The sequence below is a fragment of the Achromobacter colocynthidis genome, from assembly GCF_057334535.1.
Window position 1 is genome coordinate 61,636 of sequence record NZ_JBHFIZ010000036.1, and the last position, 24,763, is coordinate 86,398.

The window sequence follows — 24,763 nt, forward strand, 5'->3', positions numbered from 1 at the left end:
GGCGCCCCGCAACCCGAACAGGAAGAAGTGCTGCGCCGCCTGCTGGCCGCGCAGCAATTGCCCGACACGCTGGCCGCCCACATCATCGACATCATTGCCCTGGCGCAGCCGCCCGCCCTGGCGGCCGACGCGCCGTCCGGCACCAAGGGCCAGCCCGCCGCCACCCCCGACTCGCGCGCGCCGCTGCCGCGCGGCGTGGATGAAATTGCCGCCCAACTTGGGCTGGAACCCGCCGTGCGCAATGAAATGCGCCGCACGATGACGGTGCTGCCGGTGGCCACCAGCGTCAACGTCAACACCGCGCCCGCCGAGGTCATAGCCGCCCTGGTGCCCGGCCTGTCGCTGAGCCAGGCACGCGCCATGACGGGCGAACGCGATCGTGGCAACTGGTTCAACAACGCCGGCGACTTCAGCAACCGCCTCGCCGGCACTGGCGTCGAGGCGACCGCCCCCACCGTCACCACCGCCAGCGGCTGGTTCATGGCCAGCGGCACCGTCGTCTACGAACGCGCGCGAGTCGCCATGCAAGCCCTAGTGCGCAGCGCACCGCCCGCCGCGCCCGACACGATATGGACAAGAGAAATCCCTTGAAGAACGCCTTGCGCATCGCGCTTGCCCCCTTGGACGAATTCACAGCCGATTCGCCGTTGCCCTATGCCTGGTTCGACCGGCGCGGACGTTGCGTCCAGCAGGGCGAACTGAGCGTGCGCGCCCTGGGCAACGCCTACCCCCACGCCGCCTGCGAAGCGGTGCTGCACCCCGCCGACGTCATCGCCACCACGGTACGCATTCCAGCCGTGCCCCGCGCGCGCTTTGCCGCTGCCGTGCACAGCGCCTTGGAACCCCTGGTGCTAAGCGATCTGGAAGCGCTGGCGATCGGGTTCAGCGCGCGCGCCGCCGATGGCAGCGTGGCGCTGGCGTGGTCGCCCCGCGAACCGGTGCGGCGCGCCTGGGGACTGCTGAATGCCCACGGCCTGCGCGCCCATGCGCTGATCGCGCCGCAGACTCTGGCCCCCACGTCGTCCGAACCCCTGCGCGACCCCGCCGACCCGCGTTGGCAGGCTCCGTCGCCCAACTGGTCGCTGGCCATGCCGCAGTTGGCGCCGGCCCAGGTGTCGCGCTGGCGTCCGGTGTGGCGCTGGGGCGCGGCGGCGGCTGTCGTCTGGATTGCGGGATTGAACATACACGCCTCGCAGCTCAACGCCGAGGCGCAAGCCTTGACAGCAGGCATGCGCCAACAGGTGCTGGCCGCGTTTCCCGACCTGCCCGTCGTGTTGGACCCGCCGCGCCAGGCCCAGCAAGGGCTGGATGCGCTACAGGCCAATCGCGGCGCGGCCAACGCAGCGGACTTTCTTCCCTTGGCGCGCGCCACCGCGCAACTGCTGCCGTTCGCGGCTGACAAGGTGTCGCGACTGACTTACGCGGATCAGGCCCTGACCTTACAACTGGCCGAGTCTGGCGAACAAGCGCAACGCGTGGCCGAAACCCCCGCGCTGATCCAGCAAGCCGCCGCCTTGGGCCTGAAGCTGGAACGCGGCGATACAGACAACACTTGGCGCATCGTGCGCAAACAACCATGACCGCCCCGATTGAAAGCCGCCAGACGAATTTGCAAAAGAACCCGCAAGCGAATCCGCACACAAGTCCGCAGACGACTCCGCAAACCAATCTGCAAACCAATCTGCAAACCCGCCTGCAAGCCGGCTGGCAAACCGCCCACGCCCGTCTGCGCAAAGCCGTCGACCCCACCCTCGCCCGCGCCCGACTACGCTTTCAGGCGCTGGCGCCGCGCGAACGCCGCCTGGTCACGGGAGCCGGCGCGCTGCTCGGCCTGGCGGTGATCTTTGTCACGCTGATCGAACCGCCCCTGAACACGATGCGCAAGCTGCAAGCAGAGCTGCCCCTTTTGCGCGGTCAGGCTGCCGCCGTTGCCGACCTGACCACCCAGGCCCGCGCGTTGCGCCAACGATCCGCCGCGCCCGTGGCGTCCCTGCCCACGCAGGCGGAAGTGGGCGCCAGCCTGGAACGCGCCGGGCTGCCGGCGGCGATGTGGACCCTGGGCACGCCCGAGTCCGGCAAGGGTTTGCAATTGACCTTGAACCAGGCGCCGTCATCCGCCCTGCTGCCTTGGCTGGATGGCGCCGGACAAGACTGGGGACTGAGCACGCAGCAAGTGGAATTGACGCGGGCCACCAATCCCAATGGCCGGCCCCTGCCAGGGCTCGTCAACGGCCACGTCACGCTGACGCTGCCCGAACCGTCGGGAGCCCGCTGATGGCGTGGGTACGTTTGAACAAGCGGTCGGCCGCGCTCTGGTTGGCGAGTTGCGCCTGTGCGGTGGCGGCGGGCGCCAGCGTGCTGCCCGCGCGCTGGTTGCTGGCCATGCAGTCGGATGCTTCCCTTGTGTCACTGGCGGACGCCGGCGGCACGGTATGGCACGGCAGCGCCTGGGTGGCCTTGGGCCCGCAAGGCTCGCGGCGCGTATTGCCGCAGCCCGTGCAATGGCAATGGCGTTGGGACGCGATGGCGCTTGAGGTCACGCATCCCTGGCTGCAAGGCCCCTTGCGCGCGCGCCTGGGTTGGAACGGCATATCCTTACCGGCGCAATCGCTGCGCGTGCCGGCCACCGTGTTGCCCGCGCTGGGCGCGCCCTGGAACACGCTGGCGCCCGAAGGGATGCTGGAGATCAAGTGGCAGGCCTTGAGCCTGGGCGGCAGTTTGCCGGCCGGCCAGATCGCGGATGTGCGCTGGCGTAACGCGGGCACGGCGCTGACGTCGATTGCGCCGGTCGGCACGTATCTGCTGCAGGTACAGGGCCAAGGCAAGGCGGACGCCACGCTGACGCTCAGCACGGAAAGCGGGCTGCTGGCCGTCACGGGCCAGGGCACCGCCGGCCCACGCGGCGCGCGCTTCGAAGGCCAGGCCACCTTTGCGGAAGCTGCCACGCCCGCGCAGCGGGCCGCGCTAGACGGCTTGATGTCCACGCTGGGCCGCCGCTCGGGTGACAAGGTGGTGTTCCGCGCCGGCAAGTAGGCGGGCCTGTCGCCAGGCCGCGCCTGCGTGCCTGCGTGCCTGCCCGCAGTGCTAGGCGTCGCGCGTAACCCGCACGATTTCCTCGGGCGAGGTCTGCCCGCCTTCCACCCAGCGCTGGCCATCCTGCCGCATCGTGCGCATGCCGGCGGCCATGGCGGCCACGCGCAATTCGCGTTCGTCGCGGCCTTCATGGATCAGGCGGCGCGCGTCGTCGTCCACGGTAAACAGTTCATGGATACCCGACCGTCCGCTGTAGCCGGTGTGATTGCAGGCCGGGCACCCCACGGGATGGAACACGCGCATGCCATCCTGCATCGACGGCTTCTTGCATTCCGGGCACAGCTTGCGCACCAGCCGCTGCGCCAGCACGCCCAATAGCGACGAGGCCAACAGAAAGGGCTCCACGCCCATGTCCGTCAGCCGCGTCACGGCGGACACGGCGTCGTTGGTGTGCAGCGTGGCCAGCACCAAGTGGCCGGTCAGCGAGGCCTGCACCGCGATCTGCGCGGTTTCCAGGTCGCGGATTTCCCCGATCATGATGACGTCCGGGTCCTGTCGCAAGATGGCGCGCAGCGCCAGCGCGAAGCTCATGTCGATCTTCGCGTTGACTTGCGTCTGGCTGATGCCGGACAGGTCGTATTCGATGGGGTCTTCCACCGTCAGGATGTTGCTGGTGGCCGCGTCCAGGCGGCTTAGCGCGGCATACAGCGTGGTGGTCTTGCCGCTGCCGGTGGGCCCCGTCACCAGCACAATGCCGTGCGGCTGGCGGATCAGGCGATCCAGTTGCGTCAGCACCTCGGGGCACATGCCCAGGCGCTCCAATTGCAGCCGACCCGCTTCCTTGTCCAACAAGCGCAGCACGGCGCGTTCGCCATGGCCCGTGGGCAAGGTCGACACGCGCACGTCAATGGGCCGGCCGCCCACGCGCAGCGCAATGCGGCCATCTTGCGGCAGGCGCTTTTCGGCGATGTCCAGATGCGCCATGATCTTGATCCGCGAAATCAATGCCGCGTGCAAGGCCTTGCGCGGCGACACCACATCGCGCAGCGTGCCGTCGACGCGGTAGCGCACCACCGAATGCGTTTCGAAGGGCTCGATGTGGATGTCGCTGGCGCCGTCGCGCGCGGCCTGCGCGAACAGCGCGTTGATCATGCGGATCACGGGCGCATCGTCCTGCGCTTCCAGCAGGTCCGCCACCTCGGGCATGTCTTGCAGCAGGCGGTCCAGGTCAATCTCGTTTTCCGCCACGCCCATCACGGACGCGGCATCTTCGGAATGGCTGTATGCCGCCGTCAACAAGGTTTCCAGCGCCTCGTCGTCCACCTGCGCCAGCGCCACGTCGCCATGGCAGCGCCGAATTTCCCGCACCGCCCAATCGGGCGTGCGCGGGCTGACCGTCAACTGCACCTGGCCCGCGCGCAACGACAGCACGGCACGCTGCGCGCGCGCCCAGGCGTAGGGCAAGGGGTGCGCGCTCATAGCAGCGACTCGGGGTCCACCGCCACGCTGTGCATCAAGGTGCTGGACACGTGGATCGGCATGGCGGCAGTGCGCGCCGGCGGGCTGCCCGGGTACTGACGCACCGTGAACGACTGCACCGTGGCGGGCGGCGGCTGGCGCAGGGTGGCGGCCTGCTGGTCCGGGCGCAGGTCGTAGGCGTTGTTAGACACCGATGGCGCGGAACCGGGCAGCGGCAGCATCGGCGCCTGCATGTCGGGCAGCGCCCAGTGGTGACCCGGCTGCGCCGCGCCTTGCGCCCGGCGCATGTAGTCGTAGCGGTCCATGGTGACGCTGGCGCTGCGGTTGGCGTCGCGCACCACATAGGGCCGCAGGAACACCATCAGGTTGGTCTTGGTGCGCTTGCGGGTGTCGTAGCGGAACAGCGACCCGATCACCGGCAGCGAACCCAGGCCGGGTACGCTGTTGGTGGTCAAGGTGACGTTGTCTTCCAGCAGGCCGCCCAGCACGATGATCTGGCCGTCATCGATCAACACGCTGGTGTCGATGGCGCGCTTGTTGGTCACGATGCCGCTGGTGGAATTGGAACGGCTTTCGTCGATGCTGCTGACTTCCTGGTAGATGTCGAGCTTGACCGCGCCGCCTTCCGAAATTTGCGGGCGGATGTTCAGCTTCAGGCCCACGTCCTCGCGTTCAATCGTCTGGAACGGATTCGAGCTGCCGTTGCTGCCCGACGTGACGTATTGGCCCGTCACGAAAGGCACGGTCTTGCCCACCAGAATGCTGGCCGACTGGTTGTCCAGCGTCAGCAGGTTCGGCGTGGACAGGATGTTGGCTTCGCCCGTGTTTTCCATGGCGCGGGCCAACACGCCCAGGTTGATGACCTGGTTGCCCAGCACGTCCACGGTGCCCTTGACCACGCCCAGGCTCAGGCCGCCGCCGATGGCGTCGATGGACGTCGGGCCGTTGCCCGTGATGCCGCTGCCGCCCAGGTTGGTGCCGCCGATGAAGCTGGTGCCGTTGCTGTTGATGTTGCCCGCGCCCGTCATCCACTGGATGCCGAATTCCGCAGCCTTTTCTTCGCTGACTTCAACGATCAGGCTTTCCACCAGCACCTGCGCGCGGCGCTGGTCCAACTGGTCGATCACTTCACGCAGGCTGCGGTACAGCGGTTCGGGCGCGGAAATGATCAACGAGTTGGTGGCCGGATCGGCTTGAATGGTGGCGCCGCCGGCCGAATACGACACGGGTTGCGAGCTGTTGTCTTCCCGCGTGATGCGTTCTTGTTCGCCCGACAAACCACTCTTGGACGAACCCGACAAGCTGGCCATGCCCTGCCCCGTTTGCACGTTGCCGGCCGAGGTGTTCTGGCTGCGCGCACCCGTCTGCTGGCCGCCCGTGGCGCTGCTGGCGCCGCCCGACGCGCCGGGCGCGGAATTGGCCTGCCCGGTCAACAGGCCGCCCAACACTTCGGCTATGCGCGAGGCCTGCGCATTGCGCATGTAGACCACGTGCAAGTTGCCGGCGCGGTTCTGCTGCGCGTCCAGCTTCATGATCAGGTCGCGCGCCAGGCGCGTGCGCGCCGGGCTGCCCGAACGCACCAGCACGCTGTTGCTGCGGGGGTCGGCCACCACCGCGATGCGCTGCGTCGGGTCACTGCTTTGCGTGTCCAGCAACTGCGAGGCCAGGATGGCGATGTCGGTCGCGATGCCCGACTGCACCGGCACCACGTCGGTGTCGATGGAGCTGGGCACGTCGATACGGGCGATGACCTGCGCAATGCGTTCCAGGTTATCGGCGTAGTCCGTGACCACCAGCGTGTTGTTGCCGGGGTACGCGTTGATGGGGTTGTTGGGCGGCACCATCGGGCGCAGCACGGGCACCAGGTTCGCGGCGTTCTCGTACTTCAGCGGGAACACGCGCGTCAGCATCTCGCCGCTGCTGCGACCGCCTTTCGCGAAGTCCGCCACGGGTACCGGCCCGCGCGCGGCGTTGCCGGCGGCGGCGCTGGCCGGCACATTGGTCGACGCAGACCCGGCAGCCGGCCGCGTATTACCCACCACGGCGCTGCCTTGCAGCTTGGCGTCGGCTTCGGGCACCACGCGCGTCACGCCGTCCACGTCCACGATGGCAAAGCCTTGCAAGCGCAGCGCCCCCGTCAGCATGGCCAGCGCCTGCCCGCTATCCACGGGCCGGTCGGACACCAGCGTCAGTTTGCCCTTGACGCGCGGGTCCACCAGAAAGTTGCGCTGCGTGAACAACGACAGCGCGCGCAACACGGCGGGGATGTCGGTGTCGACAAAGTTCAAGCTGACACGGTTGTCCGTTTGTTGAGCGTGGGCCGTGCTGATCGCCGGTCCGATTTGGCTTGCGATGAGCAAGGCGGCAAGGCTGAATTGCGCGATGTGACGCATGACGAGAGTGGTGCCTTCAGACGTGAATGCAGAAGTGAAAAAACGTGAAATCGCGTCGGAGTATACGGGGTGACAGTGCAACACTACGGTCATATTTGACATGCAACATACAGCCTGCAAACCCTTTAAATTCGGGGCTCTTGCGCGTTTTTCATTTGCGCGTGGCCCCCTGCTTTCACCATGCCTTCCTTTCGATACGAAGCCACCGACGCGCTGGGCAAAATCGTGCGTGGCACGATCGACGCCGACACCGAGCGCGGCGCCCGCAACCAGTTGCGTGGCCGTGGCCTGCTGCCCTTGTCGACGGCATCGGCCGCGCGCACCGAAGGCCTGGGCGCCAGCCTGCGCACCCGCCTGTCGGATGCCGACCTGGCCTGGCTGACGCGCCAACTGGCCAGCCTGCTGGCGGCGCGCTTGCCGCTGGATGCCGCGCTTTCCGCCACGCTTGAACAAGCGGAGAAAAAACACATTGCGGCAACGCTCGGCGCCGTGCGCGACGACGTGCGCGCGGGCCACCGCCTGTCCACCGCGCTGGCCGCCCGGCCACGCGACTTTCCCGAGATCTATCGCGCCCTGATCGGCGCGGGTGAAGAGTCCGGCGACCTGGCGCAAGTGATGGAAAAGCTGGCGGACTACATCGAAGAACGCAACACCTTGCGCAGCAAGGTGATGACGGCCTTCATCTACCCAGCGGTGGTTGCCAGCGTGTCGGTCATCATCGTGATCTTCCTGCTGGGCTATGTGGTGCCGCAGGTGGTGTCGGCGTTCAGCCAGGCCAAGCAGCAATTGCCGATGCTGACCCGCGTGATGCTGGCCTTGTCGGACTATGTGCGCGAATGGGGCATGGTGACGGGCGTGGCCGTGGCCTTGGCCATTGTGCTGTGGCGCTACACGCTGCGCGCGCCCGCCGCGCGCCGTGCGTGGCATGCCCGCGTGTTGCGCCTGCCGCTGATGGGCCGCTTCGTGCTGGGGGTGAACGCCGCGCGCTTTGCCTCCACGCTGGCCATTCTGTGCGGCAGCGGCGTGGCGCTGCTGACCGCGCTGGACGCCGCGCGCCGCACCTTGGGCAACGACGTGCTGCGCCAGGCAGTGGACGAAGCCTCGGCGCGCGTGCGCGAAGGCGCGGCGCTATCGGCGTCGTTGGGCGCACAGAAGGTCTTTCCGTCGCTGTTGGTGCACCTGATCGCCAGCGGTGAAAAAACCGGACGGCTGCCCGAATTGCTGGACCGAGGCGCGCAGAACCTGTCGCGCGATCTGGAACGCCGCGCCATGGCGATGACGGCGCTGCTGGAACCGGCGCTGATCCTGCTGATGGGCGGGTTTGTGCTGCTGATCGTGCTGGCGGTGATGATGCCGATTCTGGAGATGAATCAACTCATCCGCTAGAAAGACAAAGGCGCCCGCCCCGGTGATGGGGCGAGCGCCTTGTACGTTCAAGCGATGGCGCTCAACAGGCGGCGCGGATCACAGCGCTTCTTCGTCGGATTCGCCGGTGCGGATGCGGATGGCTTGTTCGACCGGGGACACGAAGATCTTGCCGTCGCCGATCTTGCCGGTGCGCGCGGCCTTGACCACGGCTTCGATGGCGGCTTCGACCTGGCTGTCGGGCAGCACGACTTCAACGCGAATCTTGGGCAGGAAGTCCACCACGTATTCCGCGCCCCGATAGAGTTCGGTGTGGCCTTTCTGGCGGCCGAAACCCTTGACCTCGGTCACGGTCAGGCCGCTGACGCCGACTTCGGCCAGCGCTTCGCGGACTTCGTCAAGCTTGAAGGGTTTGATGATGGCGGTGACTTGTTTCACGTTGGTCGTCCTGGGTTTTTGATGTGTTGCGGCGCCCTGCCCGCGCTGGCGCGGCCGGCAAAGCGCAATGGATAAGAGAATACCACCGGGGCCCGCGCCGCAAGCGAGGCGATTGCGGCATTGCGGGACAACCCCGATCAGCCCGGCGGCGCGGCGTCGGGAATGCGCTCGGCGTCGCGCATCCACACCACCGATTCCGAATCGCTGGGCGCGCGCCAGTCGCCGCGCGGCGACAGCGAACCGCCCGAGCCCACCTTGGGCGAGTTCGGCACGCAAGTGCGCTTGAACTGGGTCGTGCGGAAGAACCGGTCCAGGAATATCTTCAGGTTGCGCTTGATGGCGGCCAGGTCGTACTGGTTGCGCACCACGTGCCCGGCGTCGGGCCAGGCGCCGGCCTCGCGGTCGCGCCAGGCGGTAAACGCCAGGAACGCCACCTTGGTCGGGGCAAAGCCGTAGCGCAGCGTGTAGTACAGGTTGAAGTCCTGAAGTTCGTAGGGGCCGATGGAATCTTCGCTTTTCTGGACGGGCTTTTCGTCGCTGCCCGGCACCAATTCCGGGCTGACGTCCGTGCCCAGCACGTCCAGCAGCACCGCCGCGCCGTCCTCGCCCAGCCGGCCGGATTCGGCCACCCAGCGCACCAGGTGCGTGATCAGGGTCTTGGGCACGCTGGCGTTCACGCTGTAGTGCGACATGTGGTCGCCCACGCCATACGTGCACCATCCCAGTGCAAGTTCGCTGAGGTCGCCCGTGCCGATGACGATGGCGTTGCTGAAGTTGGCGATGCGGAACAGGTGGTTGGTGCGTTCGCCGGCCTGCACGTTTTCGAACGTGATGTCATAGACCGGCTTGCCATCCGCATAGGGGTGGCCCAGGTCTTTCAGCATCTGCAAGCAACTGGGGCGGATGTCGACTTCGGACGCCGTGCAGCCCACCACCGACATCAGCCGGCGCGCCTGTTGCAGCGTACGAGAACTGGTGGCGAAGCCGGGCATGGTCACGGCCAGGATGTTGGACCGGGGCAGCCCCAGCGTATCCATGGCCTGCGCGCAGACCAGCAGCGCGTGGGTGGAATCCAGCCCGCCGGAAATGCCGATGACCACTTTCGACATCTTGCTGGCCGACAGGCGCTGGGCCAGGGCCTGCACCTGGATGCTGTAGACCTCTTTGCAGCGGGCGTCGCGCCGTTGCGGGTCGGCCGGCACATAGGGAAACCGCGCTACCCGCCGCTCAAGCGCCAGCTCGGCATCGTCCAGTGGCGGGTTCACCGGCACCGCCACGGGGCGGAACTTGCGCACTTCGTCCTGATGACGGCGGACGGATTGGCCGAAGGTGGTCTGGCGCATGCGCTCGCGCGACAAACGTTCCAGGTCCACGTCCGAGAACAACAGGTGCGAATGGTTCAAGAAGCGCTCGGACTCGCCGAGCAGTTCGCCGTTTTCATAGATAAGCGCCTGGCCGTCCCACGCCAGGTCGGTGGACGATTCGCCCCGGCCGGCCGACGTGTACATATAGGCGGACAGGCAGCGCGCCGATTGCTGCGCCACAAGCTGGTGTCGGTATTCCGACTTGCCCACGACGATGTTCGACGCGGACAAATTCACCAGCACGGTGGCGCCGGCCAGCGCCGCGAACGACGACGGCGGGATCGGCACCCAGACGTCTTCGCAGATTTCCACATGGAACTGGAACAGCGGCAGCTTTTCCATCTGGAACAGCAGTTCGGCGCCAAAGGGCACGGTCTGGTCCAGCAGGCGGATGTCGGTGACAGGCGCGCAATCGGCGGCGCTGAATTGGCGCGCTTCGTAGAACTCGCCGTAGTTGGGCAGGTAGCTCTTGGGCACCACGCCCAGCACGCGCCCGCCGGCGGCGACCACGGCGCAGTTGAACAATTGGTGCGACACGCGCAGCGGCGCGCCCACGATGACGGCGATATCCAGTTCGGCCGTGGCCGCCACCACCCGCGCCAGCGCTTCCTCGCATTCGTCCAGCAAGGCTTTCTGGTGGAAGAGATCGTCGCAGGTGTAGGCCGACAGGCCCAGTTCGGGAAACGCCACCAGCACGGCGCCGCCCTGGGCGGCCTGCTGGGCCAGTTCAATGGTTTGCGTGGCGTTGAAGGCCGGATCGGCGATGCGGCATTCGGGTACGCCGACCGCCACCCGGGCGAAGCCGTGGGAATACAGGTTGAAGAACGGGTTCGACATCGGGGGTTCGCCTGGGGTCAATGAAGACTAAGTTCCAACCGGCGGATTATCTCACGGCGCCTGGCGCGCTTTCGTCTAGGTCGGCATCTTGCCATCGGTCAGGCCGCGCTCGGACACGGCGCCCGAGCCATCCGGCAACGCCGGCGCCGAGCGATCGCGATCCCGGTCCGCCGCCAACGCGGCCTGGATGGCGCTTTCGCGCAGATGGCTGCCCATGGCGCCGATGTCGGCCCCGGACGGCTGCTGGTACAGGCGCAGCCCAAGCTCGGGCAGGATGGCCAGCAGATGGTCGAAGATGTCGCCCTGGATACGTTCATATTCCACCCAGGCAGTCACGGCCGTAAAGCAATAGACCTCGACCGGAATGCCGTCGGACGAAGGCTCCATCATGCGCACCATCATCGCCATGTCCTGGCGCACTTCCGGATTCTGCTTCAGAAAGGCCAGGCCGTAGGCGCGGAAGGTGCCGATGTTGGTCAGCCGGCGGCGGTTGGCGGGCACGCTGGCCAATTCCCCCATGGTCTGGTTGGCTTGGGCGATGTCCTGCGTCTTGGCCTGCAGGTAGTCGTGCAGCAGGCGAAAGCGCATCAGGCGCTGGGATTCTTCGTCGGTCAGGAAGCGCACGCTGGTTGCATCGATGCGCAGCGTGCGCTTGATGCGCCGGCCGCCGGATTCGAACATATGGCGGTAGTTGCGATAGCTTTCCGAGAACAGCTTGTAGGTCGGCACCGTGGTGACGGTGTTGTCCCAGTTCTGCACCTTGACGGGGTGCAGGGCGATGTCCTTCACGAATCCATCGGCGTTGGATTGCGGCATTTCGATCCAATCGCCAATGCGCAGCATGTCGTTGCTGGTCAATTGCGTGCTGGCCACCAGCGACAGCAGCGTGTCCTTGAACACCAGCAACAGCACCGCCGACAGCGCGCCCAGGCCGGAAATCATCCACAACGGCGAACGGTCGATCAGGATGGACAGCACCAACACGGTGCACACCGCCGCCAGAATCAGCTTGCCGATCTGGATGTAGCCCTTGATGGAGCGCGTTTGCGCCCGCGTGGTGGCGGAATAGGTGTCCTGCCAGGCGCTCAGCACGCCGGAGAACGCCACGAACACGCAGATCCAGGCGCCCGCATGGGCCAGCCGCCCGACGATGCTCACTGCTTTTTCCGCGTGCGGCACCAGGCCGATGCCCATCGACACCACGGCGAACGGCACCGCGTACCACAGGTTCTGGTACGCCCGGCGGCGTTGCAGCGCCTGGTCCCAGTCACCCCGCCCGCTCAGCACCAGCACGCGGTGCGCCAGCAGCAGCACCACGCGCGCCACCACCCACTGCACGAACAGCGCGGTCAGGACCAGCACGCCCACCCCCACCAGCGTCTGCGCCCAGGTCTCGTGCGGCATGTGCGCATCGAGTTGGGTGACCAGTTCTTCCCATTCCACGGGCATATCTCTTTGACTCGCTCTAAGTTCTTGAAACGACGACTTGAAACCAAGGCTGGATTATCCGACATGTCGGGCGTTGGCGCGCTGTCGCGCCCGTGAAATCGGGGCCGGGCCGGCCGCCGCGTGCGCCGCCCGGCCGGCAGGCCCTATAATTCCGCCCATCATGGCAAACACTCCCTCCCCCGATCAAAACCAGTTCGCCAACAAGGCGCAGGCCTGGTCCGCCCGGTTCTCGGAACCGGTATCCGAACTCGTCAAACGCTATACGGCGTCCGTGGATTTCGACAAGCGCCTGGCGCGCCACGACATCCAGGGCTCGCTCGCGCACGCTGACATGCTGGCCGCCCAAGGCATCATCGGCGCGCAAGACCTGGCCGACATCCAGCGTGGCATGACCCAGATCCTGTCTGAAATCGACGCCGGCAGCTTCCAATGGCTGCTGGATCTGGAAGACGTGCACCTGAACATCGAAAAGCGCCTGGTGGAACTGGTGGGCGACGCGGGCAAGCGCCTGCACACCGGCCGTTCGCGTAACGACCAGGTGGCCACCGACATCCGTCTGTGGCTGCGCGACGAAATCGACAACCTGCAAGACCTGCTGCGCCAATTGCGCCACGCCCTGGCCGCCGTCGCCCTGGAAAACGCCGGCACCATCATGCCGGGCTTCACCCATCTGCAAGTTGCCCAACCCGTCACTTTCGGCCACCACCTGCTGGCCTACGCCGAAATGTTCGGCCGCGACGCCGAGCGCCTGGCCGACTGCCGCCGCCGCGTGAACCGCCTGCCGCTGGGCGCCGCCGCGCTGGCCGGCACCTCGTTCCCCATCGACCGCGAGCGCGTCGCCAAGACGCTGGGCTTTGACGGCGTGTGCCGCAATTCGCTGGACGCCGTGTCCGACCGCGACTTCGCCATCGAATTCTGCGCCGCCGGCGCGCTGATCATGACGCACGTGTCGCGCCTGTCCGAAGAGCTGGTGCTGTGGATGAGCCCGCGCGTGGGCTTCATCGACCTGGCCGACCGCTTCTGCACCGGCAGCTCGATCATGCCGCAAAAGAAAAACCCCGACGTGCCCGAGCTTGCCCGCGGCAAGACCGGCCGCGTCAACGGCAACCTGGTCGCCCTGCTGACCCTGATGAAAGGCCAACCCCTGGCCTACAACAAGGACAACCAGGAAGACAAGGAAGGCCTGTTCGACACCGTGGACACCGTGCGCGACACGCTGACCATCTTTGCGGACATGGCTGCCGGCATCAAGGTCAAGGCCGACAACATGCGCGCCGCCGCCCTGCAAGGCTTCGCCACCGCCACCGACCTGGCCGACTACCTGGTCAAGCGCGGCGTGCCCTTCCGCGACGCCCACGAAGTGGTGGCCCACGCCGTGCGCGACTGCGAACAACGCGGCTGCGACCTGGCTGACCTGTCCACCGACGAACTCAAGGCCTACCACGCCCAGATCGGCGACGACGTCCACCAGGTGCTGACGCTGGAAGGCTCGGTTGCCGCCCGCAAGCACGTCGGCGGCACCGCCCCCGAACGCGTAGCCGAAGAAGCCCAGCGCGTACTGGCGGAAACGGCCGAAGGCTGATTCCGGCTCAGGCTGGCTTGGTGAACCAAGTAAAACAAGGCCCCCGACAGGGGGCCTTGTTGCGTCGGATGCAATGAACCCATAGAGGGTCTGGTACGGAATATCCGGGGGTAGTTGCTAGGCGATCGATACGTCCAAACGGCGGCCAAGCTTCTCTAGTGCCGCCTCCACCTGCTCGATCCGTGACGAATGACGCAAGTTCAACAGACGATCGACCTGCGGCATATGAACCCCCAGGCGACGGGCCATCTCTGCTTTACGCACACCTTGCCGGATCATCTCGTTGGACAGGAACACTTTGCTCGTCACGACGGCAGGCAACGTCACGGAGTACCGTGTTGCCCGGTCAAGACTGGGCAGCGGGATGGGTCGGCGCTCGTCGAAGTAAATTTCCAGCGCGGCCTCAAGCGCCTCCAAGGCGTTACCGGCAGCGTCTTGCTCGTCATCCCCAACACTTGCCGCCTCCGGGAAGTCCGGGAACAACACCAACAACGTACCGTTAGTGTCGGGAGTGAGGGTATAGGGATAAGTCAGCACAATGGCCTCCTGATTGTCGAGAATCCCGGTAAAGGGTAGTGCGCCACCTTAGAGGACCTTCTCAAAAATCTCGCCACCGCCAGTTGAAAATCAGACCGGGCGACGGCAGCCCTCACGTCTCCGACGCAATTCCTTAGCCCAAAAAAAACAGGGGCAGCTTTCGCTCCCCCTGCATGAAAGGCCCTACGAGACCCCCCCCGTCCGCGCGTGCGAAAACGGGTTGGCGCTCGCGCCGCCGGCGCGGCTGATTGCCGAGACTGGATTACACGGGAATCGTCGTTGGGCGCGTATCACTGGAATTGGGTATTTTCGATGGCCCCTTTCAGCCTCGCATGGGTCACGCATGACTCGCCACATCTGGAAACACTCGTCTACAGGCCAGGGCGGGCGCTCCGATATCATCGCAACACCTTGCGACCCGCCCCCCATTTCATGCCGCTATCGCCTGCCCTACGCCGTGTTCGCCCGCCGCGCCACCTGCGTGTTTGCCCGATCATTCTGAGCGCGTTCGGCCTGCTGCTTGCCGTGGGCAGTAGCTCCGACGCCCTGGCGCAAACCGCCCGCAAGCCTTCGCCCTACGAGAACGCCCGCCCCTTGCGCCCGGACGAACGCGCGACGCAATCGCAGGAAGGCGCGAAGCGTAGTGGCCCGGCGTATCTGAGTCAGATCCACACGCAGGCCGAATTCCAGCAACTGGCTCGCGTCTACAACGCCGGCACGCCGCTTGAGATTCCGCATGTGCTGTTCGTGATTGATCGCCAACGCGGCGACCGCATCTATTACGTCGACACGCCGCGCTATTCCCTGCACGAGAACTTTGCGCGCGCACACCGGCTGCTGCCGGGCACGGACCGGGCCACGCTGATCGCGCAGTACAAGGATCCCAAGCGGCGGCTCTTGTTCGGCACCCTGAGCTGGCAGCGCGACCTGCCCGGCTACACCTACGAATTCTGGGAAGGCGACCAAGTCACGCCCGCGCTGCTGCGCCTGACCGACGACAAGCTACGCGCCACGTTCTACGAACCGGTGCGCTTCAAGGCGAACTCCACGGCGCAAGAGCAGACGGCGCAAACCGCCGGGCTGGCCTTGGTGACGCAAGAGGCGTTGCTGCGCGAACAGACGTTCTTGCCGCTGAACACCGGCCGTGCGCAGGGCCGCTTGCGTATCGTGAAGTCGGTGGATGACACGCCGGATCTGGCGCTCACCGATATCGTGGTGCTGGACGAAGTGCCCGTCGCCATCTCGCCGGTCGCGGGCCTGGTCACGCAGCGGCCATCCACCTTGTTGTCGCATGTGAACCTGCTGGCCAAGGGCTGGCGCATTCCCAACGCTTACGTGCGCGATGCCGTCGCGGCGTTGCGCAAGTATGACGGCCAGTGGGTGGAACTGACGGTCGCGAGTAATGGCTATCAGGTGCAGCCCATTGCCAAGCCGGAGGCCAAACCCGAGGAGAACCCCGAAGGCAAGCCCAACGACCCGCCCAAAGCCGCCGCCCTGCCGCTGCCCAAGCCCGACCTGTCGGTTCGGACGCTGATGCCGCTGACGGGCATGGCCACGCGCGACAGCCGGTACTGCGGGGTCAAGGCAGCCAACTTGGGCGCGCTTAAATCGGCGCTGCCGCCGCTGGCCAGCGTGCCGGACGGCTTCTGCATTCCGTTTGCCCAGTACGCGGCATTCATGAAGCAGTTGGGCATCCCGCAACGTATCGCCGCGCTGGAACAACGGCCCGACTTCGCCCGTGACGCCAAGGTGCGCCGCGCCGAACTGGCCGCCTTGCGCCAGGACATCATCAACGCCCCGCCCGACGCCGCGCTGGCCACCGCCTGGCGCGAACGCTGGCAACAGCAGTTGAAGGGACGCGGCGTGTTCGTGCGCAGTTCATCGAATTCCGAAGACCTGCCCGGCTTCAGTGGCGCGGGGCTGTACACCACCGTGCCCAACGTGACGCAGGCCAATGCCTTGGCGCAAGCCGTGCAGACGGTGTGGGCATCGGTCTATAACTTCGAAGCCTACGAGGCCCGGCGCGCGGCCGGCATCGGCCAGGATGCCGTGGTGATGGCGGTGTTGGTGCAGCAGGCGGCGGCGTCGGACAGTTCAGGCGTGATGATCACGCGCGATCCGTTTGATGCGTCGCGCCGCTACGTCACGTACCTTTCCGCCAAGCGCGGGCTGGGCATCAAGGTAGTGGAAGGCAAGCGCCAGGCAGAGCAACTGATGTATTCGACGTGGTCCAAGGCGGTGCAGGTGCTGAGTCGTTCCGCCGAGGACACGCAGTTGGTGGCGGACGCCGCGGGTGGCGTGCGCGAAGTGCCGATCGAAGGATCACGACAAGTGCTGAACGATGCGCTGGTGGCGCGGCTGGCCGCCGTGGGCAACCAGATCAAGCTGCGGTTGGGCAACGTGGATCAGGATATCGAATGGGCCGTGCAGGGCGACAACATCATCGTCTTGCAGGCCCGGCCGTATATCGACGGCAGCCGGTAGCAGCACTTGCCGCCACCGGCTGATCATCGATCAGCATTGATCAAGGCGCGACGAATCAAATGTGCAGCGCGTGGCCCAGCGCCTTGAGCGCCGCTTCCTGCACCGCTTCGCCCAAGGTCGGATGCGCATGAATGGTGCCAGCCACGTCTTCCAGCGTGGCGCCCATTTCCAGCGATTGGCCAAACGCCGTCGATAGCTCCGACACCCCGCGCCCCACCGCCTGCCAGCCCACGATCAGGTGGTTGTCGCGCCGGGCCACCACGCGGACAAAGCCGTCGGTGGATTCCAGCGTCATGGCGCGGCCGTTCGCTGCAAACGGGAAGGACGCCGCCAGGCAATCCAGCCCCGCAGCCTCCGCGTCCGCCGGCGACAAGCCCGCCACCACCACTTCGGGGTCGGTAAAGCACACGGCGGGAATGGCCGCGGGCTGGAAGTGACGGCGTTTGCCCGCCACCAGTTCCGCCACCATCTCGCCTTGCGCCATGGCGCGGTGCGCCAGCATCGGTTCACCGGCAATGTCGCCAATGGCCCAGACGTCGCGCATCGACGTGCGGCATTGGTCGTCGATACGCAGCGCATTGCCCTTGCGATCCAGTTGCAGGCTTTCCAGCCCCCAGCCCTGCGTGCGCGGACGGCGGCCCACGGCGATCAGCACGCGGTCGGCCGGCAACAGGGTTTCGGCGCCGGATGCGTCCTGGATACGCACCGCGTTGCCCGCCGCGTTCAAGCCCAGCACTTTGCGGTTCAGGTGCAGGGCCACGCCCATCTTCGCCAGCGCGGCGGCCACGGGCTTGGTCAGTTCGGCGTCGTAGGTTGGCAGGATGCGGTCCTGCGCTTCCACCACGGCGACTTCCGCGCCCAGCTTGCGGTACACGGTGCCCAGTTCCAGCCCGATGTAGCCGCCGCCCACCACCACCAACTGCTTGGGGATGGACGTAGGCGACAAGGCCTCGGTGGATGACTCCACGATGCCGCCGAACGGCATCGACACCAGCGGCGTGGGTTCGGACCCGGCCGCCAGCAACAGGTGTTCGCATTGAATGCGCATGGTGCCGCCATCGGCGGTGGTGACCTCGGCGGTCTTGCCATCCAGCAGATGCGCCCAGCCCTGCACCACTTGCACGCCGTTCTTCTTCAACAACGCGCCGACGCCGCCCGTCAGCTTGCCGACGATGCCGTCTTTCCACGACACGGTCCGCGCGATGTCGATGGCCGGGGCGGACACTGAAATACCAATGCCGGACTGACCCGGTGATTCCCCCGCATAGTGCCGCGCCTTGTCGAATTCCTCGGCCGCGTGGATCAGGGCCTTGGACGGAATGCAGCCGATGTTCAGGCAGGTGCCGCCCAGTTGCGCGCCTTCAACCAGCAGGGTCGGCACGCCCAATTGCCCGGCGCGGATGGCGGCCACGTAGCCGCCGGGGCCGCCGCCGATCACCAGCAAGGTTGTTGTCTTTGTGATCTGGCTCATGCTTACTCCACGAAAAGCAGCGCGGGTTGTTCCAGCAGCGCGCGCACCGCCTGGATGAAGCGCGCCGCGTCCATGCCGTCCACCACGCGGTGGTCAAACGACGACGACAGGTTCATCAGCTTGCGCGCCACCACGGCGCCGTTGCGGAAAGCGGGCCGCTCAACGATGCGGTTCACGCCCACGATGCCCACCTCGGGGTGATTGATCACCGGCGTGGTAACGATGCCGCCCAAGGGCCCCAGGCTGGTGATGGTGATGGTGGAGCCGGACAGCTCGTCGCGCCCGGCCGTGCCACTGCGCACCGCTTGCGCCAGGCGCCCGATCTCGGCCGCCATGGACCAGAGATCGCGCGCTTCGGCGTGGCGCATGACGGGCACCATCAGGCCGCCCTCGCTTTGCGTGGCGATGCCGATGTGTACGGCGCCAAAGCGCGTCACCACGCCGCCTTCGTCGTCATAACGCGCATTGATCTGCGGAAAGTCCCGCAGCGCCACCACCATGGCGCGCGCCAAGAGCGGCAGCAAGGTCAGCTTGCCGCGCGACTCACCCCATTTCTGGTTCAGTTGCACGCGCAGGTCTTCCAGTTCGGTCACGTCGATTTCCTCGACGTAGCTGAAGTGCGGAATGCGGCGCTTGGACTCGGCCATCTTCTGCGCGATCTTGCGGCGCAACCCGATGACGGGCACCACGTCCTGATCGTGACGTTCCACATACGCCGACCCGCCGCGCGCGGCCTGGCCCGCGCCTTGCGATTGCAGATAGGCGTCCAGGTCTTCGTGCATGACGCGGCCGGCCGGACCGCTGCCGGCTACAAAGCGCAGTTCGATGCCCAGATCCCAGGCGCGTTTGCGCACGGCGGGCGAGGCCAAGGGCTTGTCGCCCGGTTGGCGTGGCACGGCGGGGGTGGTGGAGGACGCGGATGAGGACCGCGCGGGTTGTTGCCTCGGTGGTTGATCGGCCTGTTGATTGCTTTTTTGCTGGGTCGGTGCGGAGGCCGACGCAGCCGTCGGCGACATCGACGCCGCGATCTGGCCGGCGATGCCGCCCGCCTTCGCGCCCGCTTCGCCTTGCGCGGAGGCAGACGTCGACGCCGACGCGTCGCCGCCTGCCGGCTTGCCCGCTTCGGATGCGGCTTTCTGCGGTGCGGCGCTACCCGCGCGCACATTGCCCTCACCCTCCACTTCCAGGCGGATCAATTCCCCGCCCACGGCCATGACCTGGCCCACGTCGCCGCCCAGCGCAATCACCTTGCCGACCACCGGCGACGGAATTTCCACCGTGGCCTTGTCGGTCATCACATCGGCCAGCGGCTGGTCTTCCGCAACCGTGTCGCCGACCTTGACATGCCAGCCCACCAGTTCAACCTCGGCAATGCCTTCGCCGATGTCGGGCATCTTGATGATATGGATCCCCATGTCACACCTCCATCGCGCGTTTGAACGCTTCGCCAACCCGGCGCGGGCCGGGGAAGTACGCCCATTCCTGCGCGTGCGGGTAGGGAGTGTCCCAACCGGTCACGCGCTCGACAGGCGCCTCCAGGTGATGGAAGCAATGCTCTTGCACCAACGCAATCAGTTCCGCGCCATACCCGCAAGTGCGCGTGGCTTCGTGCACCACCACGCAGCGGCCAGTCTTCTTCACGGAATTCACGATGGTTTCCAGATCCAGCGGCCACAGGCTGCGCAGGTCAATCACTTCGGCGTCAATGCCGGTCTCTTCGGCGGCCGTCAAGGACACATACACGGTCGTGCCGTAGGTCAGCACCGTCAGCGCATTGCCCGGCCGCACGATGGCGGCGGAGTCCAGCGGCACGGTGTAATAGCCGGTGGGCACCACGCTGCCGGGGCGGCCGGTCCACGGCGTGACGGGGCGATCATGGTGGCCGTCAAACGGGCCGTTATACAGCCGCTTGGGCTCCAGGAAGATCACCGGATCATCGTTTTCGATGGACGCAATCAAGAGCCCCTTGGCGTCGTAGGGGTTGGACGGCATCACCGTGCGCAACCCGCAGACCTGCGTGAACATGGCTTCGGGGCTTTGGCTGTGCGTCTGCCCGCCGTAGATGCCGCCGCCGCAAGGCATGCGGATCGTCATCGGGGCAATGAATTCGCCCACCGAGCGATAGCGCAGGCGCGCGGCCTCGGACACGATCTGGTCCGACGCGGGATAGAAATAATCCGCGAACTGAATTTCGCAAACGGGCCGCAGGCCATAGGCGCCCATACCCACCGCCACGCCCACGATGCCGCCTTCGGAGATCGGCGTGTCGAACACGCGCGAGCTGCCGTACTTGGTTTGCAGGCCTTCCGTGCACCGGAACACGCCGCCGAAATAGCCGACGTCCTGTCCGAACACCACCACATTGTTGTCACGCTCCAGCATCACATCCATGGCCGAGCGCAAAGCCTGGATCATGGTCATCGGCGCGGTGGCCGGACCAGCGTTGTTATCAATTGCCATGGTCAGACTCCGAGCTGCTGGCGCTGCCGGCGCAGATGCTCCGGCATGTCCTTGTAGACGTCTTCAAAGATGCTGGCGGCGCTGGGAACGTGGCCGTCCACCAGGGTGCCGTAGCTTTCCGCTTCCTTCTGGGCGGCGACGATCTCGGCGTCGAGTTCGGCGCGCACGGCGTCGTGCTCGGCGTCGGACCAGATGCTTAGGCCGATCAGGTGCTTCTTGAAGCGCTCGATCGGGTCGCCCAGCGGAAAGTGCGCCCAGTCATCGCCAGGCCGGTATTTGGAAGGGTCGTCGGACGTGGAGTGCGGACCTGCTCGGTACGTGACCCATTCGATCAGGGTCGGACCCAGGTTGCGGCGGGCGCGCTCGGCGGCCCAGAGCGAGGCGGAATATACCGCCAGGAAATCGTTGCCATCCACGCGCAGCGACGCAATGCCGCAGCCCACGCCACGGCCCGCGAAGGTAGCGCCTTCGCCGCCGGCAATCGCCTGGAAGGTGGAGATGGCCCACTGGTTGTTGACCACGTTCAGGATGACCGGCGCGCGGTAGACGTGCGCGAAGGTCAGCGCGGTGTGGAAGTCGGCCTCGGCGGTGGCGCCGTCGCCGATCCAGGCCGATGCGATGCGGGTGTCGCCCTTGATGGCCGAGGCCATCGCCCAGCCCACCGCCTGGATGAACTGCGTGGCCAGGTTGCCCGAAATCGTGAAGAAGCCGTTGGGGCGGTCGGAATACATGACCGGCAACTGGCGGCCCTTGAGCGGGTCGCGCTCGTTGGACATAAGCTGGCACATCATCGTCACCAGCGACACATCGCGCGACAGCAGAAGGCTTTGCTGGCGATAGGTCGGGAAACACATGTCGCCCTGTTCCAGCGCCAGCGCGTGGGCGGAGCCGATGGCTTCCTCGCCCAGGCTTTGCATGTAGAACGAGATCTTTTTCTTGCGCTGCGCGGTCAACATGCGCCCGTCGAAAATGCGCGTCTTCAGCATGGCACGCATGCCGGCGCGCAGCAGATCGTTGCTGATCTCGGGCGCCCATGGCCCCACCGCGCGGCCGTCATCGTCGATCACCCGGACCAGGCTGTACGCCAAGGCGCCGGTATCAACCGCGGCAACATCAATGGGGGGTTTGGGCACCTCGCCGGGCGGCGATAGATGCAGATAGGAAAAGTCGGTCTTGCAACCCGGACGCCCCGTGGGCTCGGGGACGTGCAACTTCAACGGCCCATACTGGCTCATATATTGTCTCCACGCTTGATCGTGTCACGCGTTTTCTTCCTACCAAGACATTGCCAAGGGCGTGTGACCCGGGGCGCTGCCATCGTCGGCCCGCGCATAGGGATAAACATGCGTGGCCGTCGACGAGATTAGCACAGGGGACAGGGGCGTTGAGAGGGCCAAAGCAGCATGCCGGCCCGCGTTGCACTAGGGGTTTTCCACGGTTTACCAGCGATAGCTCAGGGTGGCATACAGCGTGCGCGGCTCACCATAACGGCACCCCGTCGCGCCGGCGCACGCCAGATAACCCCGGTTGAAAAGGTTGCGTGCGTTCACCGTCAGCGACAAGCCCGACATGGCTGGATCCAGGGCGCCGAAGTCATAAGCAGTCATCGCGTCGACCAGGAATTGCCCGGGCACGTTGGCGGGATAGCCGGGCAGGTTCGTCGAACTGGCGTAGCGCACGCCCGCACCGACAGTCAGGCCGGCTACACCGACGGCGCTCAGGTTGTAGTCGGCCCAGACAGAAGCGCTGTGCAGCGGCACCAGCGCAATACGCTTATCCACAAGCGAGGGCAAGGTGCTGCGCGTGGTGCGCGCATCGGTGTAGGCGTAGCTGGCGGTGAGGTTCATGGCGCCCAGGCGCGCCTTGGCTTCCAGTTCCAGGCCGCGTGATCGGGCACGACCGCTTTGCACGGAGTACGTGGCGTCGGTCGGATCGCTGGTCAGTGCGTTCGTCTGCGTCAGGTCGTAGACGGCGGCGCTATAGAGCATGTTGCCGCCAAGCGGTTCATAGCGCAGGCCCAGTTCAAATTGCGTGCCTTTGGTGGGTTTGAAGGCGTTGCCCGCCCGGTCCACCCCCACGGTGGGCGCGAACGACTGGCTGGCGCTTGCATAGGGCGCCAAGCCGTTGTCGGCCAGGTAGACCAGGCCGACGCGCCCCGTCGTCGCGGTATCGCGCAAGCGCGTGGTGGCGCCGGTGGTGTAGCTCTTCTGGTCGGTATCGGCCCAATCCTGGCGGCCGCCCAGCACAAGCACCCATTTGTCCTGGATCTTGATCTGGTCCTGCAGGTACAGCCCCAGCGAACTGCTGCGCGTATTGATCCCGTAATCGGCAGCGGTATTCACGATGGGAACCGCGCCGTAGACGGGGTTGTAGATGTTCGCCAACGGCGCCACCGTGCCCGAATGACGGTGCGAATCGTAGCCGCTGCGGTAGTAGTCCAGCCCAGCCAGCACCGTGTGCTGGAAGGCGCCCCCGTCCAGCTTCAGTTCCAGCGATGTATCGGTGGCAACGCCGTAGGAATGTTCGTCGCGGCTGACGACGCCACGGCGCAAGGTCTGGCCGTTGGCCTGCAAGGCGCCGAAGCTCAGGTAGTCCCACTGGCCATCCGCGGTGAAATAGCGGGCGCTTTGGCGCAACTTCACGCGGTCGTTGAAGGCGTGTTCGAACTGGTAGCCGACCGTGTAGGTGTCGGTGTCGTAGCGGTCGAAATCGGGCTCGCCGATGAACAGGTCGCGCGGCACCTGGCCGTTCAAGGTATTGGCCGCGGGCATCGGCGCGGAAAAGCGCGTGCGAATGCGCTGATAGCTGGCCAGTAGAGTCAGCGACGTGGCCGCCGACGGTTGCCACGTCAGGGCGGGCGCCAGATACGTCCGGTCGTCCGGCACATGGTCAACCCAGTTGTCGGCATTGCGGACAAGGCCGGTCAGGCGGTAGGTCCATGCACCATCTTGAGACAGCTCGCCGGCGAAATCGCCCGACACCTGGCGGCGGCCATAGCTGCCGCCCTCCACGTTCAGTTCGCGCAGCGTGTCGGCCGTTGGCCGCTTGCTGACGGTATTGACCACGCCACCCGGGCTCAACTGCCCATACAGCACCGATGAGGCGCCGCGCAGCACTTCAACACGCTCAAGCCCATAGGGCTCCTGGCCGCCATCGTAGACACTGGATTGCAGCTTCAAGCCGTCGCGCAGTTGGCCCGAGTTGCCGGCGGCCACATTGAAGCCGCGCAGCATCAGGTCGTCCACCATGCGGCTGAACGCGGGCGATTGCGCCGACACGCCAGGCGTGTAGCCCAAGGCGTCCGCCACTGAACCCGCCTTGATGATACGGATCTGATCACTGGTGACGACCGACACCGATTGCGGTGTTTCGATCAGCGCGGTGTCGGTCTTGGTGCCGGACATGGCGCGCTGCGCCACGTAGCCGTCGACGTGCGCGGTGGGAGACTCCAGCGACCCGGTGACGCGGACGGGCTCAAGCACGGTGGTGCCTTCCACCACGCGGCGGGCGCTCAAGGTGCCGTTGGCCGTTACGGCCAACTCCAATCCACTGCCGGCAAGCGCGCGCCGCACGGCGTCTTCGGCCGTGTAATCCCCCACGATAGCCGGCGCATTGCGGCCCGCGCCCAAGGCCCCCCCCCCCCCCCCCCCCCGGCCGGTCTGGCGCGCAATGCGGGTCAGCGTGTCGCCCAGCGCGGCCGCCGGCAAATCAAAATGCTGGACGGCCCCGGCCGACACGGCAGCCGGCGTTGTCTGGGCAAACGCCGAAGGAAGGCTCAGGGCAATGAACAGCGCGGCAGCCAGCGGCCGCAGCGGGGGACGATGAAACATGGATTCTCCTGCAACAGTGTGGTGTTCAGGAGGGATGTCCC

General features: G+C 66.3%; 18 protein-coding genes. 7 read left to right on the plus strand and 11 right to left on the minus strand.

What is annotated here, in order from left to right:
• The 4 genes from ACE04A_RS19130 to ACE04A_RS19145 form a co-directional block, all read left to right on the plus strand.
• A partial coding sequence (locus tag ACE04A_RS19130; protein ID WP_485820404.1) for a type II secretion system protein GspK occupies positions 1 to 591 on the plus strand: 591 nt, incomplete at its 5' end.
• Entirely contained in the window at positions 570 to 1,580 is a 1,011-nt protein-coding gene (gspL, locus tag ACE04A_RS19135) for a type II secretion system protein GspL (RefSeq protein WP_448717125.1), read from the plus strand. The genes ACE04A_RS19130 and gspL, both read left to right, overlap by 22 nt.
• Complete coding sequence (locus ACE04A_RS19140) at positions 1,577 to 2,275, plus strand: type II secretion system protein M (protein WP_438858684.1); 699 nt, start codon at positions 1,577 to 1,579, stop codon at positions 2,273 to 2,275. Before gspL ends, ACE04A_RS19140 begins: the two co-directional genes overlap by 4 nt.
• The gene (locus ACE04A_RS19145) at positions 2,275 to 3,033 is read left to right on the plus strand and encodes a type II secretion system protein N (protein WP_448717127.1); all 759 of its coding nucleotides are present in this window, start codon (positions 2,275 to 2,277) and stop codon (positions 3,031 to 3,033) included. Before ACE04A_RS19140 ends, ACE04A_RS19145 begins: the two co-directional genes overlap by 1 nt.
• 51 nt (positions 3,034 to 3,084) lie before the next feature.
• Here the strand turns inward: ACE04A_RS19145 and gspE are convergent, their stop codons facing one another.
• Complete coding sequence (gene gspE, locus ACE04A_RS19150) at positions 3,085 to 4,512, minus strand: type II secretion system ATPase GspE (RefSeq protein ID WP_268078586.1); 1,428 nt, start codon at positions 4,510 to 4,512, stop codon at positions 3,085 to 3,087.
• Entirely contained in the window at positions 4,509 to 6,905 is a 2,397-nt protein-coding gene (gene gspD / locus ACE04A_RS19155) for a type II secretion system secretin GspD (RefSeq protein WP_448717129.1), read from the minus strand. The genes gspE and gspD overlap by 4 nt, the downstream gene beginning before the upstream one ends.
• 180 nt (positions 6,906 to 7,085) lie before the next feature.
• Here gspD and gspF point away from each other — a divergent pair, with 180 nt between their 5' ends.
• A complete protein-coding gene (gene gspF / locus ACE04A_RS19160; protein ID WP_259248835.1) occupies positions 7,086 to 8,291 on the plus strand; it encodes a type II secretion system inner membrane protein GspF in 1,206 nt (401 codons plus the stop codon).
• A gap of 78 nt (positions 8,292 to 8,369) precedes the next feature.
• Here the strand turns inward: gspF and ACE04A_RS19165 are convergent, their stop codons facing one another.
• The 3 genes from ACE04A_RS19165 to ACE04A_RS19175 form a co-directional block, all read right to left on the minus strand.
• Entirely contained in the window at positions 8,370 to 8,708 is a 339-nt protein-coding gene (locus ACE04A_RS19165) for a P-II family nitrogen regulator (RefSeq protein ID WP_050449738.1), read from the minus strand.
• A 137-nt stretch (positions 8,709 to 8,845) separates the two neighbouring features.
• Positions 8,846 to 10,909 (minus strand): NAD(+) synthase, encoded by a 2,064-nt coding sequence (locus ACE04A_RS19170; protein ID WP_438858680.1) that lies wholly within the window; start codon positions 10,907 to 10,909, stop codon positions 8,846 to 8,848.
• Positions 10,910 to 10,984: 75 nt separating this feature from the next.
• Positions 10,985 to 12,358 (minus strand): mechanosensitive ion channel family protein, encoded by a 1,374-nt coding sequence (locus tag ACE04A_RS19175; RefSeq protein WP_485820405.1) that lies wholly within the window; start codon positions 12,356 to 12,358, stop codon positions 10,985 to 10,987.
• 160 nt (positions 12,359 to 12,518) lie between these two features.
• On the opposite strand from ACE04A_RS19175, the gene argH reads away from it, so the two are divergent.
• Positions 12,519 to 13,940: an argininosuccinate lyase gene (argH, locus tag ACE04A_RS19180; RefSeq protein ID WP_100855308.1), complete on the plus strand. Its 1,422-nt coding sequence runs from the start codon at positions 12,519 to 12,521 to the stop codon at positions 13,938 to 13,940.
• A 117-nt stretch (positions 13,941 to 14,057) separates the two neighbouring features.
• Here argH and ACE04A_RS19185 read toward each other — a convergent pair whose 3' ends face one another.
• A complete protein-coding gene (locus ACE04A_RS19185; RefSeq protein ID WP_279994683.1) occupies positions 14,058 to 14,477 on the minus strand; it encodes a type II toxin-antitoxin system HicB family antitoxin in 420 nt (139 codons plus the stop codon).
• 432 nt (positions 14,478 to 14,909) lie between these two features.
• On the opposite strand from ACE04A_RS19185, the gene ACE04A_RS19190 reads away from it, so the two are divergent.
• Positions 14,910 to 16,961 carry a PEP/pyruvate-binding domain-containing protein gene (locus ACE04A_RS19190; RefSeq protein ID WP_485820406.1) on the plus strand — a complete coding sequence of 684 codons (2,052 nt, stop codon included), beginning with the start codon at positions 14,910 to 14,912 and terminating at the stop codon, positions 16,959 to 16,961.
• Between the two features lie 55 nt (positions 16,962 to 17,016).
• Here the strand turns inward: ACE04A_RS19190 and lpdA are convergent, their stop codons facing one another.
• From lpdA to ACE04A_RS19215, 5 genes are all read right to left on the minus strand, one after another.
• Positions 17,017 to 18,432 carry a dihydrolipoyl dehydrogenase gene (gene lpdA, locus ACE04A_RS19195; RefSeq protein WP_448717133.1) on the minus strand — a complete coding sequence of 472 codons (1,416 nt, stop codon included), beginning with the start codon at positions 18,430 to 18,432 and terminating at the stop codon, positions 17,017 to 17,019.
• Between the two features lie 2 nt (positions 18,433 to 18,434).
• A complete protein-coding gene (locus tag ACE04A_RS19200) occupies positions 18,435 to 19,847 on the minus strand; it encodes a dihydrolipoamide acetyltransferase family protein (protein WP_448717134.1) in 1,413 nt (470 codons plus the stop codon).
• 1 nt (position 19,848) lies between these two features.
• Positions 19,849 to 20,892, minus strand: coding sequence for an alpha-ketoacid dehydrogenase subunit beta (locus ACE04A_RS19205; RefSeq protein ID WP_279994675.1), 1,044 nt, complete (start codon positions 20,890 to 20,892; stop codon positions 19,849 to 19,851).
• Between the two features lie 2 nt (positions 20,893 to 20,894).
• The gene (locus tag ACE04A_RS19210) at positions 20,895 to 22,127 is read right to left on the minus strand and encodes a 3-methyl-2-oxobutanoate dehydrogenase (2-methylpropanoyl-transferring) subunit alpha (RefSeq protein ID WP_448717135.1); all 1,233 of its coding nucleotides are present in this window, start codon (positions 22,125 to 22,127) and stop codon (positions 20,895 to 20,897) included.
• A 204-nt stretch (positions 22,128 to 22,331) separates the two neighbouring features.
• On the minus strand, positions 22,332 to 24,722 hold the full coding sequence (locus tag ACE04A_RS19215) for a TonB-dependent siderophore receptor (protein WP_485820407.1): 2,391 nt from the start codon (positions 24,720 to 24,722) through the stop codon (positions 22,332 to 22,334).
• Positions 24,723 to 24,763: the final 41 nt, after the last annotated feature.

What these genes read in the sequence shown, in the direction of transcription:
- gspL (WP_448717125.1), top strand. Translation starts at nt 570, where the DNA reads ATGGACAAGAGAAATCCCTTGAAGAACGCCTTGCGCATCGCGCTTGCC.
- ACE04A_RS19140 (WP_438858684.1), top strand. Translation starts at nt 1,577, where the DNA reads ATGACCGCCCCGATTGAAAGCCGCCAGACGAATTTGCAAAAGAACCCG.
- ACE04A_RS19145 (WP_448717127.1), top strand. Translation starts at nt 2,275, where the DNA reads ATGGCGTGGGTACGTTTGAACAAGCGGTCGGCCGCGCTCTGGTTGGCG.
- gspE (WP_268078586.1), bottom strand. Translation starts at nt 4,512, where the DNA reads ATGAGCGCGCACCCCTTGCCCTACGCCTGGGCGCGCGCGCAGCGTGCC.
- gspD (WP_448717129.1), bottom strand. Translation starts at nt 6,905, where the DNA reads ATGCGTCACATCGCGCAATTCAGCCTTGCCGCCTTGCTCATCGCAAGC.
- gspF (WP_259248835.1), top strand. Translation starts at nt 7,086, where the DNA reads ATGCCTTCCTTTCGATACGAAGCCACCGACGCGCTGGGCAAAATCGTG.
- ACE04A_RS19170 (WP_438858680.1), bottom strand. Translation starts at nt 10,909, where the DNA reads ATGTCGAACCCGTTCTTCAACCTGTATTCCCACGGCTTCGCCCGGGTG.
- ACE04A_RS19175 (WP_485820405.1), bottom strand. Translation starts at nt 12,358, where the DNA reads ATGCCCGTGGAATGGGAAGAACTGGTCACCCAACTCGATGCGCACATG.
- argH (WP_100855308.1), top strand. Translation starts at nt 12,519, where the DNA reads ATGGCAAACACTCCCTCCCCCGATCAAAACCAGTTCGCCAACAAGGCG.
- ACE04A_RS19190 (WP_485820406.1), top strand. Translation starts at nt 14,910, where the DNA reads ATGCCGCTATCGCCTGCCCTACGCCGTGTTCGCCCGCCGCGCCACCTG.
- lpdA (WP_448717133.1), bottom strand. Translation starts at nt 18,432, where the DNA reads ATGAGCCAGATCACAAAGACAACAACCTTGCTGGTGATCGGCGGCGGC.
- ACE04A_RS19200 (WP_448717134.1), bottom strand. Translation starts at nt 19,847, where the DNA reads ATGGGGATCCATATCATCAAGATGCCCGACATCGGCGAAGGCATTGCC.
- ACE04A_RS19205 (WP_279994675.1), bottom strand. Translation starts at nt 20,892, where the DNA reads ATGGCAATTGATAACAACGCTGGTCCGGCCACCGCGCCGATGACCATG.
- ACE04A_RS19210 (WP_448717135.1), bottom strand. Translation starts at nt 22,127, where the DNA reads ATGAGCCAGTATGGGCCGTTGAAGTTGCACGTCCCCGAGCCCACGGGG.
- ACE04A_RS19215 (WP_485820407.1), bottom strand. Translation starts at nt 24,722, where the DNA reads ATGTTTCATCGTCCCCCGCTGCGGCCGCTGGCTGCCGCGCTGTTCATT.